The organism is Stenotrophomonas sp. STEN083, from assembly GCF_056759195.1.
The window spans coordinates 85,330-103,764 of the sequence record NZ_JBRRCU010000008.1; the positions used below are offsets into that span (position 1 = coordinate 85,330).

Below are 18,435 nucleotides of genomic sequence, written 5' to 3' on the forward strand. Positions count from 1 at the left end.
AGTTAGGTGCTCAAATGAAGATCGTCGTCGCTCTACTGCTGTCAATTACAACTACCTCGGTCGGCGCGAAGGAACTTTTGCTCTTCGGTGGCCGAAACCATGATGTCTTTCTCGGCTGCCTGACATGTGGCAAGTGGGACTCTCAATCTATATGCCATCAAAGTGGGAATTATGGATCAAAGTACAACTATGAAAGCATATGGAACCAGAATAGCAGATACGGCTATAAGTACCATGACGACAGTCCATGGAATAAACGCTCACCTAAACCACCAGCGATCGTTGATCGTGATGGCGGTTTCTACGGCTACTTTACCGCAAATAGATACATATCAAAGCGCGCACAGATTCCTGCCTTATTGGCACTAACAGATAATGCTGACCTCGTTGCAGAAGACCTAGAAAAAGCTAGGGATTTATTTTGCAGTGAGTGGGATCCTTACTTTTCGCCCAAGCCGACTCCGCTTCGCCGTGCGGATTGATTCAAAGGGGCGGGGCTTACGAAGATCTATCGGGGTAGGGTGGGGCCCGTGTCGCCTGCCCGTAAACTTGATCCAGGCATTCTTAGAGGTCTCCGGGCAAACTAGCCCCAAGGAGACCAGCAATGCGCAAGAGCAAATTCACCGAGAGTCAGATCGTTACGACGTTGAAGCAGGTTGAGGCTGGAAGGCAGGTCAAGGATGTGTGCCGTGAGCTTGGCATTTCCGATGCGACTTACTACGTCTGGAAGTCCAAGTACGGCGGCATGGAAGCTTCGGACGTGCAGCGGTTGCGCGACGTTGAGGCCGAACACGCAAAGCTCAAGCGGATGTACGCCGAACTGGCGATGGAGAATCATGCGTTGAAGGATCTGATTGCAAAAAAGCTTTAGACCCGGCGCATAAGCGCCCGCCCTTGGCCTGGCTGCAGGACCGCCACGGCTGGAGCGAACGCCGGGCCTGTGCGGCGATTGGGATGCCCCGGGCGACGGCACGCTACCGCCATCGACCGGATCGGGACGAAGAGGTGATCGCGTTATTGGCCGAGCTCTCTGAGCACTTTCCGGAGCGCGGCTTCGGCAAGCTGTTTCAGGTGATTCGCCGCCGCGGTTTGGTCTGGAACCACAAGCGTGTCTGGCGTGTGTACTGCCTGATGAAACTCAATCAGCGTCGGCGAGGGAAGAAGCGTCTTCCAAACCGACACCCGATGCCGTTGGTGGCCGGTGAGCAGATCAACGGCAGCTGGTCGATCGACTTCATGTACGCCGCGCTTTGGGATCGGCGATGGCTCCGTACATTCAACGTAATCGACGATTTCAGTCGCGAGGCATTGGCCATCGAAGTTGATCTGAATTTGCCGGCTACACGGGTCATTCGCACTTTGGAACGAATTGCGGCGTGGCGAGGCTATCCCGCAAAGCTTCGCCTGGACAATGGCCCCGAGTTCATCGCCCTGGCACTGGCGGAATGGGCCGAGCGCAAGACCATCGCGCTGGATTTCATCGAGCCAGGCCGGCCGATGCAGAACGGCTTCATCGAACGCTTCAACGGCAGCTTCCGACGTGTCGTGCTGGATATGCACGTCTTCCGCAACCTCGGAGATGTACGCAAACTGCCGGTGCTGTGGTTGGCCGACTACAACACCGATATACCTCACGATCCCCGCGGCGGGCTGACGCCCGCCGAATTCCGCCAGTACCACGAACCGGAAACCTCTAATTTAGCCTGGCACTAAATTACGGGGAGTCGACACAGCCGGTCAACGCCAGGCTCCCTACCAGTACAGTGAGAACAACCCTGTCCCTGCTCACAAAAAAGCCCTGTCCCCGCAGAGTTGGCAGGATAGCAGGGCTTCTGAGGGGGCGCCTGCGGATGCTTGGGCTGTCTCCTCAATTTGGGTTCGTCGTCGGTCAGACGAACGGCGATATTCGGTAACCACGATTTCTATTTGCGGCCGAGAACTGGCAACCATGCTAGCGGGTGTTGAGAATGCTGGGTCCATTCTTTTTGTCGCGACATGGACGTGTCCGATGCGCCCCACACAACCACTATCAAGGAGTGATCGCCATGGGTTCCCCTAGCCTTTTTGCATTGACCGTTTTTATCCTGTGGGCATTGTTGTTGATCGCCTTGATGGAGGTCATCCGTTCAAAGCTAATCCTGCAGAAGACCGTCGCGCCGAATGAGTTCCGGCCTGACAACTCGAACCTTTCACCTTTCATGCAGCGGCTTGCGCGCGCCCACGCCAACTGCATCGAGAACATTCCGGTACTGGGCGGCCTGCTGCTAATTGCTATCGTCAGCGATCGGGAGCATGTGACCGATCCGCTCGCTTATGTGCTGCTGGGCGCGCGCGTGACCCAAACGCTCATCCATCTAGCTTCTGGTTCGTCATTGGCGGTTTCGTTGCGCGCCACCGCCTTCCTTGTGCAACTGGCAATTGGCCTCTACTGGGCATTCAAGCTGCTTACCGCATTCTGATCAAGCGGGACCAAGTCAACTCGCCACGTATCAGCTGCTCCCTGTCCCTAATGGCAGGGGGATAGCAGGGCTTTGGAAGGGGTGACTGGGGGGGCAGATGGCCGGATCTTAGCACCAGTTGAAACGGCCCCTTAGTCAGCTACGGTGGGAAGGAGGGGTTCCGCTGGACTGGGCATGCTCCTTCTCGGCCTTTAGGACCTGCAGCTCAAGGAGCCGGTCATGCAGAGGCTGGATCTTGGCCCATTGAGTAAAACCGCGTATCGCCAACTCACTGGGCTTTCTACGGCTACTACATTGTCCATATCGGCCTGCTGGCAATATTTATGTGATTCGTCACTAAATTAAGCTGGCTATCTGCTTGTATGATGCTGGCTCATGTCCAGCAGGGAGCCGGGATGTACAGGGGAATTTTTGTAGCTACTTTGCTGGCACTGTCTGGCAGCGTGGGTGCGCAACAGGTCTACAAGTGCGTCGAGCGTGGAAAGCCTGATTCTTATCAGTCCCATCCTTGCGCGAACGGTCCAGCAGTGAAGGCTTGGGAAGCTGTCCCAGATCAGGACAACCCCTACCTACGTGCCCGGCTTGCCCAGATGGAGCGTGAAGTAGCGGCACGCCGTGCAGCACAGCGCCCTTATATTGCATCTGTTGGTGGGGGTCGAGGTGGTAGTCCCACGGGTGCGACTATTCGCACCACGAACGATGCTTGCGAGAGTGCTAAACGGCATCGAGATGTTGTCTATAACGCCGCTGGTTCGAAGCGATCATTTTCGACCTCGAGCACTATGGACAACATCGTCCATAACGCATGCAAATAGGGGTGCAGGGGCATTGCCCCTGCGTTGACGCCTTTACCCGGCCCGCGTGCCGAAGTGGCGTTCCCGCCACTCGCCCAGATCCACCACAACGACCTTGACCATCGACTGCTGACGGGCTTTTCGTGCAGCGTTCTTTTTACGTGTCGCGTCACGTAAATCAGCAGCATTGGCGTGCCACAGCAGGCCACGCAGCCTGCGTTCTGGGATCCTTTCGCCGCTTGGGGCTACCAGATCTCGTCCTGCCAGTCGCCAGCCAGCCCACGGACTTGTCAGGGCCACATGGTTGTCGATCACGCGCCGGTAGTAGTCGCTGGCGCAGCTGTTCGGGCATTGCGTTCCCGGTTCCCAGCACGGTGGACGGCTGTCCAGGTTGTAGGTGTCGCTCATGCCTCAATTTCCCCCGAATCCTTAGGAGGCCGGGATGGTAGGTGAGAAGTGATCCAAAGCCAGATCCAACGGATCCGCGCAGTCGCGTAGGCCATTACTCCATTTCGCATAATGTATATTATGTTAAATAACGAACCAACGAACACGGCGATCTCTGCTTCTCGATCAGCCTGTCCTTGGATTCCGAGCCTCAACGAAAGCCTCGGCGTTGCTGCGTTGTGCGTGGCAATACTCGTACGAACTTCCCGGCGCTGCATCGCTTGCGCCAAGACTCCAATTCTCGTCAGATCTGCAGCACTTGGCCCAGTTCGGGTCTTCAGATTTGGACAGATTCCATGTGCATGGAGAGCGATCCATGAGACACAACGCGTTGCGGAATCAAACACACAACGAGCTGACGGCGTGGCTTGTTACAGCTCCCCATGAGGTACTTTTTTAGTGACGCGTCATATAAATAGGTCGGAGCGACCAAAGCCGCGCTGCTATTTGGCAGAAAACGTAGCGCGGCCAGATTGGCTGTTACCTTCATCGTCGATCCAGTTGAACTGGACCACGGTGTCTTGGCGCACGCAACCAGGAACGCTTTCAACGACCGGAACGTCCGAGAACGGCGCTAGCAACCCTTCTGCCGCTACAGTTGCTGGCTGTCCATTGCAAAGCGCCAGGCCAGAAAGGGTCACGTAGAAAGGCGTTGGATTGACGGCAAACAAACGCGCGCCATCCTGCCGGAAGCTTAGTTTCCCCGCAGCCTGCCCTGCCCCCGCTTTCAGCGCTGCGGGGCGATAGATGACCTTCATCTGCGTGCGCATCGAGACCGTCAGGCGCGTGTAGTCCGATTCCTGAGCACTCGAATCATTTGGGGGAATCTCAAGAAAGTTCAGCCAGTAAAGCGACTCGCGGTCTTCGGCCGGCGCAGGCCCTACAAACAACAGACGCAGACTCTGTCGTTGGCCGGCGGCCAGCTGGAACATCGCAGGTAAGGGAATGATGGGCGCTTCGGCCTCGTCGGGACCGGATTCGGGCGAGCCATCATCCACCCACGTTTGAACGACCACCGGGTAGTCGTTCTGATTGGCGAGCACCAGCGATACCTCTCGCTGCCCCTGCGGGAAGATCACCCGCGTCCGTTCCGCTGTCACTCCTGCCATCGCACTTCCGCAGGTCAGCAGCAAAAAACCGATGAGCAGACGCTGGAGGGGCATTATTGGACTCGTATGATGATCTGCGCGGTTGCCTCAACGCGGCCGGCGGTTACCTGTGGCCGGGTGCCTTCAGAGAGTTTTTCGATTCTGGCGGTGAATATTTCATTGTATTGGGTGATACCGTTGGCGCTACCTCCTGATTGGGTGGCTCCGCCCACTGCCGGATACCAGCCTTGCGCCTGTGCGGTGGCCGCGACGCCGCCTGCAGAATTTTCGTTTGTAAGCAGGTTCATCACCTGCCCGTTGCGAAGCAAGCGAATTCCCACCCCCTTGGCCATGCCAGCCTCGTTGTAGCGGTCAGATACAAGATAGGAAACGCCACCATTTGCGTTGGCCAATCCCAGTGATGAGGCTGCGGCAGCAGCGCCAGCGGACACTTTGATGCCCAGTGCTGTGCCGTTGTTGGCAATGCTGCTGGTGAAACCGCTCTGGCACTTGAAGCTCACCTGGAATGGCATCTCATGAGTGACGCCTTCGTTGATCTCTTTGATGGAAATCCGTGGAAACACGACATGCGGCGTGACGTTCAGTACAGCACACGTGGGGTAACGCTTCAGCGTGACCCCGTTGTACAGCCCGATCGCACCTGGCCAGTTGTAGTGCCAACCAGCGTAGTTTGCATTGTGGGTCTTGCCAACCTCCGGATACACCAGTCCAGGTCCCTTGATTGCTATATAGCCAGCCGGCTGCGTGTAAAGGTAGCGCTGCGACTGGGTAATCGCGTAGTAAAAAGTAGATTCCAAGGGCGCGCTGAACAACTCCGAGCGCACGGCGCTGAGGTTCTTCGCTTTAACCAACCTATAGCCGCGGGAATCCACATCCAGCCCCTGCAACAGCCGCTCCGCCCAGACATCGGTGAAATATTGACCGGTCTCCATGTGGGTCAGACGAAGCAGCACATTCCGCCACGCGGTCCTGTACGCCGATTGCAATCCAATGGAATTGCCCAGCGCATCGCCGCCGTTGTACCAACCGCTGTAGAGGTTGTCTGCATTGGTGGAGAACATTTCATATACCGCGTCGCCAGGCGCACAGCGGAAGAAAACCCTCTCCGGATCATAACGACCGGTGGCTCCGTACATCGTAATTGGTGCCACAGCGCTGGCTATCAGCGTGGGATAGGGTTGGAAAGAAGGATCGCTGACATTGATCACACTGGGCAAGCCTAGTGTGCCATTGCAGGTATCACAGGCACCGGCCCAAGCCGACGCACTGCCCTCGCCCGGCCGGATTGCAGTCTGCGTAGTGGTGGTCGCAGTGCCAACGCTATCGACCTTGTAGCAGGTTGCCCATGCCGACGGCGAAACAGCCAGGCAAAATGGGAACAGCAAACGAAGAAATGTGTTCATTGCGCGTCCGCTTGGTAGTTCTGCATGTCCTGGCAGATAGCCTCGACGATGACAGGAGCCGCACTGGTGGAGGCGTGTGCACCCAGATCATAGGGCACGACACAGCTCCCGCCGAGGGCCTCCGCCCATTGCACTGAAAGCTGCCCTGCACGATTCGGTGAACGCGCGTAGATCAGCCCGGCTTGGCCCACCATGCCGATAGTGGCGCCCATTTCATTGGCCACGGTAGCGCCCAGCGGCACCACCGTGCCATCGGCGCGGCGGGCACGAATGATCAGCGGCATACCGGTCAGGGTTTCAAACTCCACCCGCAACGCTGCCCCCGCGAAAGGCACTACAGTGCGCTCGGTCTCGACCAGCTCTGCTTCCAGCGTCATATCCTGCGGGTCCAGCCCGATGCGGTTGATGCGGTATGGCGACAACGATGGCACCAAGGCGAAGCCGTTACGATTGATGCGAGCGCCCTGCCCTCCACGTACCTGGGAGCCCTGCGCACCGTCTGCCTTCACCAGGGCGAAGGTGTCACCCACGTAAGGTCCGGCGGTTATCCCTTCGCCATGCAGCACCACGGCGCCACGGATGCCGGCGGTGAGCTGCTGCATCCCCGAGCCGCCCGAGGCACCAACACTGAGGCTGCCCAAGGCAGTCTGGGTCTGCAGATTGCCGCTCCACTGACTACCACTGCTGCTACCGCCATGGCCTGCGGACACCGCATAGTTGGTGGCCCGGCGTTCGCCAAGCGTGCCGCTGACCACGGACTGGTAACTGGATTCCCCCGCGCGCGTATCCCTTGCGGCGATCGCGCTGAGCACGGGCGCCGACGCAGATGCTCCAAGCGGCATCGACAGCGTCAGCCCCAGCGATCGCCCCAACTGGCACTGCGATGCTGCACCGGTATTCCAACGGTCAACCGCGCAGTTGCGTTGCTGCGACAGCGACAGGCTGTAGCTCAGGCGCCGCCATGCGTTGGAGTAACCGAACTGGAACTGCACATCGTGTTTGCTGTCATTGAAATAGTCCGCCGCCGAACCGGTCAGATACAGCGAACCATAGTCACCAAGCCGCTGGTTCATGACGACGGTGAATTGATTGCGTTGGTTGCGCTGCAGGCCTGCCTGCTTGGACTCATCATCAAATGCTTCCTGCTCCCATGGCTGCCCGAGCACTTCAGAGAAGTCGCGAAAGCCCCTGGACGAGTAGCGGTATCCGGCCAGCGTAAAGGTGGTGTCGGTGGCCTGGAAGGTCTTGCTGTAGTTCAGTTCAAGACGATAACCGGTCTTGGTTCCTGCACCATTTTCCTGCAAACGCGAGAACACCGAGTTTCCACCGAAGGCGCCAAACGGCGTCGCAACCACACCACCAGCCAACAGGCCAATGTAGTTCTCGGCAACTCGAGCACCCGTGTTGACCGTGAGCCGATTGCTGAGCCCTCGCTGATAAGTGACCTCCGCGAAAAGCTGTTTTGATTGGTTGTAGGTACCTGCCTCACCCACCGTGGCACTGTACTTTGAGTAGCCAGGGCGTACGGATTCAGGCACAGCAGAAAACGGTACGCTGAAACGGTTCACGCTACCATCCGCCGCGAGCACCTCTACATCCAGGTCGCCGCCATAAGCCGCTCCACTGATGTCGTCAATTGCGAACGGACCCGGCGGCAGCACCTCCTCTCGCAGTTTGCGGCCATTCTGGCTGATGATGACGCGCGATTTGCTGGTTGCGGTGCCACGAACCACAGGCGCATAGCGGCGCTGCGAGTCCGGAATCATTCGCTCATCGGTGGCGATCTTGACGCCGCGGTAGCTCAGATTCCCGAACAGGTTGCCGTCGGTGTAGCTGTTACCGATGGTCATGTCACTGGAAATACTGGGCAGCGAGCGCTGCGCATAGGTGCGGATGCTGTTCCAGTTGCTGCTCTGCTGGCCCGGGCGACTGGAATAGGTCAGGTTCGATTGGTGGCGGAAACGCCACATGCCAATGTTCGCGCCGGCATTAACGGCGGCCGAGGCATAGTGCGACTCCACACCACGCGATGTAGAACGGCTGGCGTTTACATCATAGTTGGCGAACACCATGGCCTTGCCGGCATCCCACATCTCACGACTGACATGGTCACGAGGCTTGTTGATCAGCATGGCTTGCGGCACGGAAAAATCCAGGCGCAGGCGGCCAACGTCCAACGCCGCGGTGGCACCAGGCAGGCGGATCTTCAGATCTACGCAGATTGGATCATTCCCGTTGGCAGTGTCGACGGCACTCGGGCGAGCACCCAAGATGTCGCGCATGAACGTCTCGCTCAGGCACGGCTGGATACTGCCATCCACATCCTTGAACTCCACCTCAAGACGATCGGCGTAGGTGTCGTTCAGATAGACATCAAGCAGATAGCGCCCAGCATCCACCTGGTCACCTCGATTGAAACGCTGCAGGTTGCCGGTCGACAGCGTGGAACCCATCAGCAGACGATCATCGAACTCGTACATGGCATCCTCTGCACTGGCCACATTGCCTGCGCCAACAAGCGCAGCACCGAGCGCAAGGGAGAGCTGCGAGATTCGCATGTGCTTAGCGTGACGCGGCATGGGTGACTGCAATCCTTGCGCCATAGTCATTGATCAGTTGCGCACTCACCACCGCCTCGCCCGCGGGCAACTGGGTGGCCGCAAGCGGCATCCATTGGGCAGTGCCCATCGGCGGCACCATCGCCGGGGTGAGCTTCCAGCTGGCTCCCGCCACGTTCAGCGTGGCACCACCAAATGAAGCGTGGTAGCCGGTCGGGTTATCCACCTGTACATGCCAGTTGTTTCCAGACTGCTGGATACGGAAGCGCAACTGCTCTGGAATCTGCGCAGGCGTGCCTGCGATTCCCGTTGGCCGATAGAACATTTTCAGCCGGTTACGCATCAGCACCATCACCTTGTTCTGGTCGGCATGGGCGGTGTTCATCGGCGGCACCTGCAGCACGTTCAGATGAAACACAGATTCGCGATCGGTGGGCACTTCCTGGCCTGCGAACATCACGCGGATCCGCTGGCCGGCACCAGGTGCCATGCGCGAAACCGCAGGTGTCACCACGAAGGGACCATCGGCATCAGCAGGCGTGGACTGCGGGTTATCAACGTCCACCCATGCCTGCACGGCATTGGGAAAGGCGTCCTGGTTGGTCAGCTGCACCGTGACCTGTTTTACATCCGCCGGGTAGATGACGCGGGTACCGGAAACAACAACACTTGCCTCAGCAATCCCCGCATTGAACAGCGCGAGGATGGCGGCTATTGCAGTGCTGGCCACGTAGCGACGGGAAGAGATCTGATGCATGTGCTTTCCTCAGATGGAATTGCTGGCAATGCGCTACCCGTGAGGGCGACCTTTAGAGGTCGCCCTCACCAAGCCTGTTACTCGTAACGAACGGTGTAGGTCACCGAGCCCAACACCGGACCAGGCGTCACGGAAGCGTCTTCAGAGATGTAGCGCACGCCATAGTCGTGGGTGGCGGTCGTCTCACCGGCGCTCAGCAGGATTTCGCCAGCACGCACAGCCGCACCACCGGCCAGGTTCACCGGAGTACCGCCCGGCGCATCAAGCAACTGCAGTGCAACGCCCTCGGCGCCAGCGGCCGCAGTGTTGGTCAGGTTGCCGCTGATGGTCGGGTTGGTTGCCTGGAACAAGGTGGTGAAGGTTTCATCGGCGCCCGACGCAGCACAGCCGGTCAGGGTGATGGTGAATACGCCTTCACCTGCGGAATTGCCAACCGCACCGTTGAGGTCGGACACCGGAACGCTGTTGAGCATGATGGTCGGATCGGTGCCACCATTGATGACGGCCGAACAGGTCTGGTCGGTCACTTCGCCATTGAAGGTGATGACATTGGTCGCGTTGACCGATGCGCTTGCCGCCATGGCTGCGACCAACGAAATCAGAACGCTGCTTGCTTGATGCTTCATTTGGTTTTGCTCCTGGAACTCTGTTTTGGGAGGCGGCATTGTTGATTCCAGCGTTCGGCGAGAACATAGGACAAGGCCTAAAACACAGAGTTTTCTAGCACGACACCAGCGCAGTTCCCGTCTTCGCTTGCCATACCGCTGCTATCAGCACCAGGCGTAAACGTGAAGTCGAGTGGACGTAGAAGTAGCAGCGGAGCGCCGGACGTTTCGGCGGCGGCAGATTCCGCTGCACAGGGATCTGTTGCCCGCGATGCAATGGTCTCCTCCAATGCCGGAGCGACTGAACTGCAGACTTGAGTGAACGCATCGCCGATGCCGTTGTGCACTGCAGTTGCGTGTTTTCGCTGGTGCCGGCAGCCGCGGCCATGATGCGTGGTTGTACAAGTGATCGCTGTCTGGACGATGGTCGCCAGTACTCTTCGGATGCCCTGATGCGGGCGCAGGCGACGATTGGCAAACGTATCAGCACCAGTCCTGTCCGATGCCCTGCCCCACCCTCACTCCGGTCAGACTGGCATTGCAGAACTACACTTGCCTTATTTAGTGACTCGTCACTATATCAACAGCTAAAGGTGCGCCGCCTTCGCTAGCGAACTGAGCCCACGCCCGCTTCCAGAAGTCCGGATTCAGCTGGCAGCGACCGCCGCGCGCCTGATCGAAGCTCAGCTCGTGCATTTAAGAAATATTGCCATTACGACTCATTCGCAATAGGATCGCCGCGGTACCACTGCTGGCAGGCCGCCGTCGCCCTGTCCCTGTCTGTGTCTCTCGTCAAGGCCACCTCCTTGCTGCCTCGTCTTTTGCGCGTGCGTCTGCCGCGTCTCTCCGTGCTGTACGCCTGCCTTTCCGCGGCCTGCTTGAATGTGCAGGCGCAAACGGCAGAGCCTGTCCCCGTTGGGCAATTCGCCAAGGAGGCAACCGAGCTCGACACCGTTCGTGTCAAGGGCGAGCGCCTGGGCTTGAACCTCAACTTGGACGCCAGTGCCGGCGCGCTGGGCACCAAGCGATTGCTGGACACCCCGTTTTCGGTAACCGTGGTGGAGCAGGAAGACATTGAGAAGCGCGGTGCAACCACGCTGGGCGACGTCTTCATCAATGATCCCTCGGTCTACGCAGCCGAGCCTTCGGCAACGACTGCCTGGTGGGGCACGCAGATCCGAGGCATCGGCGTCAGCAACCACTATGTGGATGGCGTACCGATGCTGATGGAATGGGGCGGCGAGTATCCGCTCGAAGCCGTCGAGTCGGTGCAGGCTTTGAAAGGACTCGGAGGCTTCATGTACGGCTTCGGTTCGCCCGGCGGCATCGTCAGCTATCGCACCAAGCGGCCAACCAGTGCCCCGATGCTCTCCGCCACGCTTGGCTGGCGCAACGACAGCGCCTGGTCCGCTCGCGTGGATGCCAGCTCCCGTGTGAATGGACCTGATTCATTCGGCGTCCGCGTCAACCTCGCCAAGGACGGCGGCGAAGCCTACAACGGCGCGGGGCTCGATCGCGAAGTAGTTGCGGTAGCGGTGGAACAGCCGATCGGCGATTCGTTGGTATGGCATGCCGAACTGCTGCGCGAGGACAACAAGCTCAAGCATGAGCCGATGTACTTCTACTGGGATACCTACGAGGGCGATCGCCTGCCCCGCCCCAACTACGACTACGAAAACGTCCGCGTACGCAATTCCTACTACCGTGCGAAGACCACCAATGCCACCACCGGCCTGCAATGGCGCGTGAGTGAAGACTGGAACGTTGACTTCACCGTTGGCGGCAGCCGGCGCAAGCACTACTCCAACAAGATGTTCGGCAACCTGCTCAATGAAGCGGGTGATTACGAGGGCAGCGTCTATAACTTCGCCGCCGATCTGCGTAGCAGCGCTGCCCAGGTGCTGGTCACCGGCAGCATCGAAACAGGTGCGATCCGCCATGAACTGGTGTTTGGCGGTGCGGTGCAGCGCAGCTGGGACCGCTGGAGCAATGAGTTTTACTGGAGCAATGACTTCTCGGGCAACCTTTACCAACGTCAGGGCTTCATCTCCCACCACGTTCCTGATTTCAGTTTCGCACCAGTGAGCTCGGATGAGCGGCAGAAGTCGCTGTTCGCCAGCGACACCCTGCACTTCGGCGAGAAATGGCAGGCGATACTGGGCGCACGCTACGTCGATTACGAACAGCGCGACAAAGATGGCGACCCGGCCGTGGATTCGCGCTACGCCACCTCGGCGATGACGCCAACGCTTGCCTTGATCTACAAGCCGGTGGACGCGGTGTCGATCTACGGCAGCTACGTGGAGTCGCTGGAATCTGCGGGCCGGGTTGGCTTTGACAGTGAGCCACCTTACGCCAATGCCGGTCAGGTGCTGGATGCCACCATCAGCAAGCAGTACGAGATTGGCGCCAAGTACCAAAGCGGCAGGTTCGGTTTCACGACCGCAGCTTTCCGCGTTGAACGCGGCGCCAAGATCGACCAGTGGCGTGAAGGCCAGCGCTATCTGGTGCAGGACGGGCTCACCTTGTATCGCGGCTTTGAAGCAATCGCCAGCTACGGGGTAACCGACAGCCTCGATATCGGTCTGGGTGGTTTATGGTTGGATGCCAGTCTGGAAGATCTATCGCCGGAGAACGCCGCGCTCCACGGCAACCGCCCGGCCGGTTCAGCGCCACGCCATTACGTTGGCAACTTCGAGTACCGCCCTGCCCTGCTGACGGGCTTCAGCCTGCACGGCACGGTACGCTATTCAGGCGAGCAGCACTACGAGGATGCCAACCGCATCCTGATTCCGGGGCGGACAGTTGCTGACCTCGGCTTCCAGTACCGCACCAGGCTGGCCGATCTCGACACCACGCTGACCGGCAATCTCAACAATGTGTTCAATCGCAGATATTGGAATCTGGACACCTTGGGTGAAGCCAGGAATGCCTCGCTGGATCTGCGCATCGACTGGTAAACCTTGCCGTTGCGGACCAGGGGCGGCACCCCGCACATCGACCAAGAGCCCCCGCCTGCGTTCAAGTGCGGGCCCAACACCGGCAGACCATGGACGGGCCTGAACAGTGTTGGGCAGGATCAACTTCAAGCGCTATATCCAGTTCATGACACGGCGTCAGTAGCCAATCGGCCTTCGTCTGTTACTGCAGGCTGCGCATTCAAGCGTAGTTGTCAGCACAGACGCGAAAAAAAGTTGCAAATGTCAATCGATGCACTTCAGTCTGCGCGGCGCGGCGGGTACAACGTGCAACAGCAGTTTTCCAAAAGTGACGCATCCGTAGGTGTGAACGCCATTGACTATGCGGAGCTGCCCGGCGAGCTGAGCCAGCAATGAAATCTGGATTCGGTCAAGGGGTATACACCAACAGCATGCCAACAACAGAAAGTTCCGGCTGCATCTGTCGAGCACCATGCAAGCAATGGCATCGGCCGTTGCCAGCTTGCATGCAACAACCTGTTGTCCCGCCAATACAACAGCACGGAATGATGGAAAGAAAATAGAAACACGATTATTGGCAATCAAGATCTCTATCCTTGGGGAATCATGATCGTCGTTAAGCAGAGATTGCTTGCACGATTCATCACAAACTTCCAACCGCCAGTCAACGCCTGTTGCCTTCCAACAGGCAGGTTGATGGCGGATGCGTTGCTTTTCCATACAACTACTTCCTGACGCAGAATCGCTGCAGGTCAGTGCATCACGCTGCGTCGCGCCACGCACGCGTTGGAACGAAACGACATCCGCAACGCGCCATCGTTATCACTCCAACAACACAAAAAATTTTTGCAGCAACGCGCACAAACATGGCGCTTGCATTACAAATCTTCGTTTAGTTCCCGCCACCCAACCAATTGTCAACTTGCGCACTTCAGAGCACGCATGCGCTCGCGTAGAACGTGCAGCGGCACTTCCAATACATCAACGCGTGGATGTCATTGCAGATGCCAGACACGGCGGAAACACTGAACTCCGGACGAAGCAAGGGGCGCTCCCCTGCCCCGCAATGTATGCAATGCCTGCCTGGAAGATATTTGTTCCCGCCTTCTCCACACCCTGTTCAAAACTGGAGATTGACCAAGATGAAAATGTTGAAGTTGAGCCTGTTGAGCACCGCGCTTGCTGCGACGCTTGCGGCAGGTGGTGCGCATGCAGCCGGACCTTCCCCCACCGCTGCACCGGTAATCCGCGCGCAGGCCTTGCTTGCAAGCGCTGCAGGGAAAGCCCAGGGTTTTGCCAGCAGCGGCGATGCGTTTGTAGCCGTTGACATTCCTGCAGGTGCCGGCGGTGTTGAGCACGTGCGATTCAACCGCACCTATCGCGGCCTGCCCGTGGTGGGTGGTGATGTGGTCGTTCATTCGCGTGCAGGCAAGCTGCTTTCCATCTCAAAGACCCTGCGCACCGCCGTCCGGCCCGCATCGCTGGTGCCGAAGATCAGCTCAGCTGACGCTATTGTGGAAGCCGGTGTTGCCTTCGGCAAAAGCTTCACACAAGCACCCAGCGCAGCGCTGGTGATCGACGCACAAAGTGGCACGCCCAGGCTGGCCTATCAGGTGCGCATGGCGGGGCAGCTCAAGGATGGGCGGCCCTCCGACATGCGCTACCTGATCGACGCGCAGACCGGTGCAACGCTCGCGTCATGGGACACCGTACATAACGCCGCACCAGGCGGCGGCAATGTGGGCTGCGCCAACGGCGTAGCCGTCACCGCCACCGGCCACTCGCCGTTCATGGGGGCGGTGCCGTTGAACACCACCAAATGCAGCAGCACCAACTATCTGCTGCTGGACAAGAGCCGTGGCGGTGGTCATACCATTGACATGGGCGGCGCCATGGGCGTGTCTAAGGCCGCCTTAGTTGCCGACACCGATAATGTCTGGGGCACAACGCCTGGCACGAACCGGCAATCCGATGCAGTCGCCGCACACTACGGTATTGCAGCCACCTGGGATTACTTCAAGAGCGCGCACAATCGCAATGGCATCGCCGGGGATGGGGTTGGCGCAACCACGCGTGTGCACTACGGCATCGGCTACGTCAATGCCTTCTGGTGGGACGGCTGTTTCTGCTTGACCTTTGGCGATGGCATGACAGCCCTTGACGTAGCTGGGCATGAAATGGCGCATGGCGTGACCAGCCGAACAGCAAACCTCTTCTATGCCAGTGAATCCGGTGGTTTGAACGAAGCCACCTCCGACATATTCGGCACCATGGTGGAGTTCCAGGTGAACTCGCCCGAAAATCCACCGGATTACCTGATCGGCGAGGAAATTTCGAAGTTCTTTGGCGGTCCGCTTCGCTACATGTTCAAGCCTTCGCTGGACAAGGTGTCCTACGACTGCTTTATAGAAGAAGAAGTCACGAAGGCGGACCCGCACCACTCTTCCGGCGTTGGCAACCACTTTTTCTATCTTCTGGCTGAAGGAGCCACCGTACCCAGCGGCTATGGTGCAGGCACAAATGCCAATCTGACACCGGCAGCGATGGTCTGCAACGGCAATACCTCGCTGGCTGGTATCGGCAAGACCGACGCGGCGAAGATCTGGTATCTCGCATTGACCGCCTACATGACCGCCAACACCACGTATGCCGATGCGCGTGGCGCCACCTTGAACGCCGCAACTGACCTTTTTGGTGCTGACTCAAATCAGGTTCGCGCGGTAGCCGCAGCATGGGACGCAGTGAGCGTGACAGCTGCCATGTGACAGCTGCCTAGCTGTGGCTGCTGCAATAACCCCGCATGATTCAATAACTTCTGGAGTCAATCCATGAACCACGCTCACCACGAAATGAAGTCCAGGCGCACGCAGGAACGCCCTACCGTCCATGCGTCAGCGCTCAGCAATGCCATACGCATCGCAATCGCAGCAACAAGCATTGCCTTGCTGACCAGCGGCACTGCCTTGGCACAGACCTGCGTCACCGCTGCGGACATAGACTGTAGTACCAGTCTGTCAGAGGTATCGCCGCAGGTAGCATACGATCCAACTTCAATTTTCGGCGCGCCACTGCCTTCGGCAGTCACCTCTGCTGTGCTCTTCTCAGATAGTTCGGCAATTACCGCGGCAGCGCCATTGAAAGCACGTGTCATCAACAGTAGAGATATAGCCAAGCACGCAGCGGGTGATGTAATAGGAATCGAAGCCAATTTCGACGGAATGGATGTAACCGCAGTAAATTCCGGGAAAATTGCAGTCAGCACCAGCGACCTCGGCGTGGCCGATGGCATTTTCAGCGCTGGCGAAAATACCAATGTACTGAACACCGGCAGCATCAGCGCTACCGGATACAGTTGGGCAGCAGGGATAGAGAACCAGAGCGAAATATCCGCGCGGGTAAGGAACGATGGTGACATCTCCACAATGTTCTCGTCGTCCAACAGCACAACGCCTCTGCTCGGTCACAGATACGGCATCTTCTCCCGGAACTCCGGAGATGGTGGAACGCTGATTAGAAACGACGGAACGATAAGTGGCGGGGGAAGAGGGTACGTGACTGGCATATTCGCCTACGACGCGGGCGCCGGTGGCGTGAACATCATCAATACAGGCGACGTCTCCGTTCTGGCTGGCGCTGAAAAGGTGATGATCACCAATGGAATAGTCGCAACGACCAACGCAATTGGCGGCAATATCGCGTTGGAAAATAGTGGCCTCATTGAAGCCAGCGGAACCCATTTCGGGAACAACGCGATCGCGCTTTCGGCGCGTGGCGAAGGGTCCAAAGCGACGGTGGTGAACTCTGGGACAATACGCGCTTTCAGCGCAGTGGAAGATTACACTGGCGAAGCCGTCCATGTGACTGCCGATGGCGACGTTGGCATCCACAATACGGACGGCGGCCAAATACTGGGTGATATCGGCGTAGTTGCCATGTCGGACAATGGCGACGTGCGCATTGCCAATGCCGGTCTGATAAATGCGACTAAAACATCAGCAATAGCCGTCCAAGCTTACGCCGTTGGCGGTCGAGCGATTTTTACAAATACGGGTGAAGTTATTACAACCGCTGGATCGGGCGTCAGTATTTCTGGTGCTGCCGGTGCTGAGGCCATCAATCATGGGGCGATGAGCAGCGCTACTGCATCTGAGCTGCCCACGGTCATGCGGGCGACATCTTCAGAAGGTAACGCACTGGTTGCGAACAGCAGCTCCGGTAACATTCAGCATAGCGTTGTTGGGCCGTACCTAGAAATCGGGGGGGCGAAATATCCCATAGGATACGCGTTAGCTTCTTCCTTGGCTGCTCAGGCAAACCAGGGAAATGCTACTGCAAGCAACGCGGGTCTTATTGAAATAGCCGGGCTGGACTTACAACCTTCGACACCAGCGGTGAGCATCACGGGCATAAGCGCAACAGCAGGTGCACAGGGTAACGCGACAGCGGCGAACTCCGGAACGTTTAGGATATCCGCCCCCGCTGATGATGTCTTGCACCCTATATACCTCCTGGTGCTCGGTGGCTCTAACGGGAAAGGAATAGCTGGACTATCTGTTAACACAGACGCAGGCAATGCAACGGCGTGGAACACCGGGGTGCTCGCTATTGAGACCAAGGGAACCGGAGTAGTCCAGGGCATGCCAGCTGAATTTGCAGGCATCGTTGGCCGCTCAGTCAGCGGCAACGTGAACCTGGTGAATACAGGTTCGTTGGTTCTGAAAACCACAACCCTGACCGAGCTTGTTGTCGCTGATAACCTGCACGCCAACACTGGGCTTGACGGAAGCTCCTCCACCGGCAACGTGAGCATCCTCAACAATGGCAGGATGCAGATTGATGGCTTAGCGTCCGCCGGCGCCGTTGCTGCAGGTAGCGGCGGAGCCGTCTCGCTGAAGAATACGGGCACGGTCATTGTTTCTTCGTCGAATGGTAGCGCCACTGGTTTGGGCGGAAAGATCAGCGGTGGGACACTCAGCATCGCCAACGCCGGCATCATCAATGTTAGAGCGGCAGCTACTGGCGTCCGCAGCGCCGGTATATTTGCATCCGCTACAGACGGTGCGGTGGTTGCATTGAATAGTGGTTTGATCAATGCCGCTGCTGCTAGTGGCAATGCCTACGGCTTGCTGGGTGGTGGCAACGGCACGTCCAATCTCGTCAACACCGGGAAGATCGTTGCAGTCACCGCAATCCAAGGTGGTGACGGCGACACTACCATCAGCAACTACGGAATCCTGGTGGGCGGCGCCCGCCGCCCGGGCGGGGAGGGACCCCCAACCAAAAGAAGAGGGGGGTGGGGGGGGTTTTTGGGGGGGGGTTGGGGGAGTTTGGGCGGGGCCCCGCCCAGGACGGACGAGGGGGGTG

The 18,435-nt window shown here is 58.4% G+C and carries 14 protein-coding genes; 6 read left to right on the forward strand and 8 right to left on the reverse strand.

All coding sequences use genetic code 11. From position 1 onward, the window contains the following. Window positions 1-14 precede the first annotated feature (14 nt). From ACVOK8_RS04585 to ACVOK8_RS04595, 3 genes are all read left to right on the forward strand, one after another. Entirely contained in the window at window positions 15-482 is a 468-nt protein-coding gene (locus ACVOK8_RS04585; RefSeq protein ID WP_481565781.1) for a hypothetical protein, read from the forward strand. Window positions 483-604: 122 nt separating this feature from the next. Beyond that, window positions 605-1,713 (forward strand): IS3 family transposase gene (locus ACVOK8_RS04590; protein ID WP_481565782.1). Its coding sequence is split into 2 segments (ribosomal slippage): window positions 605-866 and window positions 866-1,713, totalling 1,110 coding nucleotides; the frame shifts between segments, so codons are not numbered across the junction. 332 nt (window positions 1,714-2,045) lie between these two features. Then, entirely contained in the window at window positions 2,046-2,459 is a 414-nt protein-coding gene (locus ACVOK8_RS04595) for an MAPEG family protein (protein WP_481565783.1), read from the forward strand. Window positions 2,460-3,307: 848 nt separating this feature from the next. On the opposite strand, the gene ACVOK8_RS04600 is transcribed toward ACVOK8_RS04595, so the two are convergent. The 6 genes from ACVOK8_RS04600 to ACVOK8_RS04625 form a co-directional block, all read right to left on the reverse strand. Then, entirely contained in the window at window positions 3,308-3,661 is a 354-nt protein-coding gene (locus ACVOK8_RS04600; protein WP_481565784.1) for a hypothetical protein, read from the reverse strand. A 482-nt stretch (window positions 3,662-4,143) separates the two neighbouring features. Beyond that, window positions 4,144-4,863, reverse strand: a complete 720-nt coding sequence (locus ACVOK8_RS04605; protein WP_481565785.1) for a fimbrial biogenesis chaperone — start codon at window positions 4,861-4,863, stop codon at window positions 4,144-4,146. Beyond that, the gene (locus ACVOK8_RS04610) at window positions 4,863-6,212 is read right to left on the reverse strand and encodes a fimbrial protein (protein WP_481565786.1); all 1,350 of its coding nucleotides are present in this window, start codon (window positions 6,210-6,212) and stop codon (window positions 4,863-4,865) included. Before ACVOK8_RS04610 ends, ACVOK8_RS04605 begins: the two co-directional genes overlap by 1 nt. Further along, entirely contained in the window at window positions 6,209-8,791 is a 2,583-nt protein-coding gene (locus tag ACVOK8_RS04615) for a fimbria/pilus outer membrane usher protein (RefSeq protein WP_481565787.1), read from the reverse strand. The genes ACVOK8_RS04610 and ACVOK8_RS04615 overlap by 4 nt, the downstream gene beginning before the upstream one ends. After that, window positions 8,775-9,527, reverse strand: a complete 753-nt coding sequence (locus ACVOK8_RS04620) for a fimbrial biogenesis chaperone (RefSeq protein WP_481565788.1) — start codon at window positions 9,525-9,527, stop codon at window positions 8,775-8,777. Before ACVOK8_RS04620 ends, ACVOK8_RS04615 begins: the two co-directional genes overlap by 17 nt. A gap of 77 nt (window positions 9,528-9,604) precedes the next feature. Then, window positions 9,605-10,153, reverse strand: a complete 549-nt coding sequence (locus ACVOK8_RS04625) for a fimbrial protein (protein WP_481565789.1) — start codon at window positions 10,151-10,153, stop codon at window positions 9,605-9,607. A 785-nt stretch (window positions 10,154-10,938) separates the two neighbouring features. Here ACVOK8_RS04625 and ACVOK8_RS04630 point away from each other — a divergent pair. Next, window positions 10,939-13,092: a TonB-dependent siderophore receptor gene (locus ACVOK8_RS04630; protein WP_481565790.1), complete on the forward strand. Its 2,154-nt coding sequence runs from the start codon at window positions 10,939-10,941 to the stop codon at window positions 13,090-13,092. 243 nt (window positions 13,093-13,335) lie between these two features. Here the strand turns inward: ACVOK8_RS04630 and ACVOK8_RS04635 are convergent, their stop codons facing one another. Beyond that, the gene (locus ACVOK8_RS04635; RefSeq protein ID WP_481565791.1) at window positions 13,336-13,791 is read right to left on the reverse strand and encodes a hypothetical protein; all 456 of its coding nucleotides are present in this window, start codon (window positions 13,789-13,791) and stop codon (window positions 13,336-13,338) included. A 431-nt stretch (window positions 13,792-14,222) separates the two neighbouring features. Here ACVOK8_RS04635 and ACVOK8_RS04640 point away from each other — a divergent pair, with 431 nt between their 5' ends. Beyond that, entirely contained in the window at window positions 14,223-15,836 is a 1,614-nt protein-coding gene (locus ACVOK8_RS04640) for a M4 family metallopeptidase (RefSeq protein WP_481565797.1), read from the forward strand. Window positions 15,837-15,910: 74 nt separating this feature from the next. On the opposite strand, the gene ACVOK8_RS04645 is transcribed toward ACVOK8_RS04640, so the two are convergent. Next, window positions 15,911-16,510, reverse strand: coding sequence for a hypothetical protein (locus ACVOK8_RS04645; RefSeq protein ID WP_481565792.1), 600 nt, complete (start codon window positions 16,508-16,510; stop codon window positions 15,911-15,913). Window positions 16,511-16,661: 151 nt separating this feature from the next. On the opposite strand from ACVOK8_RS04645, the gene ACVOK8_RS04650 reads away from it, so the two are divergent. Next, a partial coding sequence (locus ACVOK8_RS04650) for a beta strand repeat-containing protein (protein WP_481565793.1) occupies window positions 16,662-18,435 on the forward strand: 1,774 nt, incomplete at its 3' end.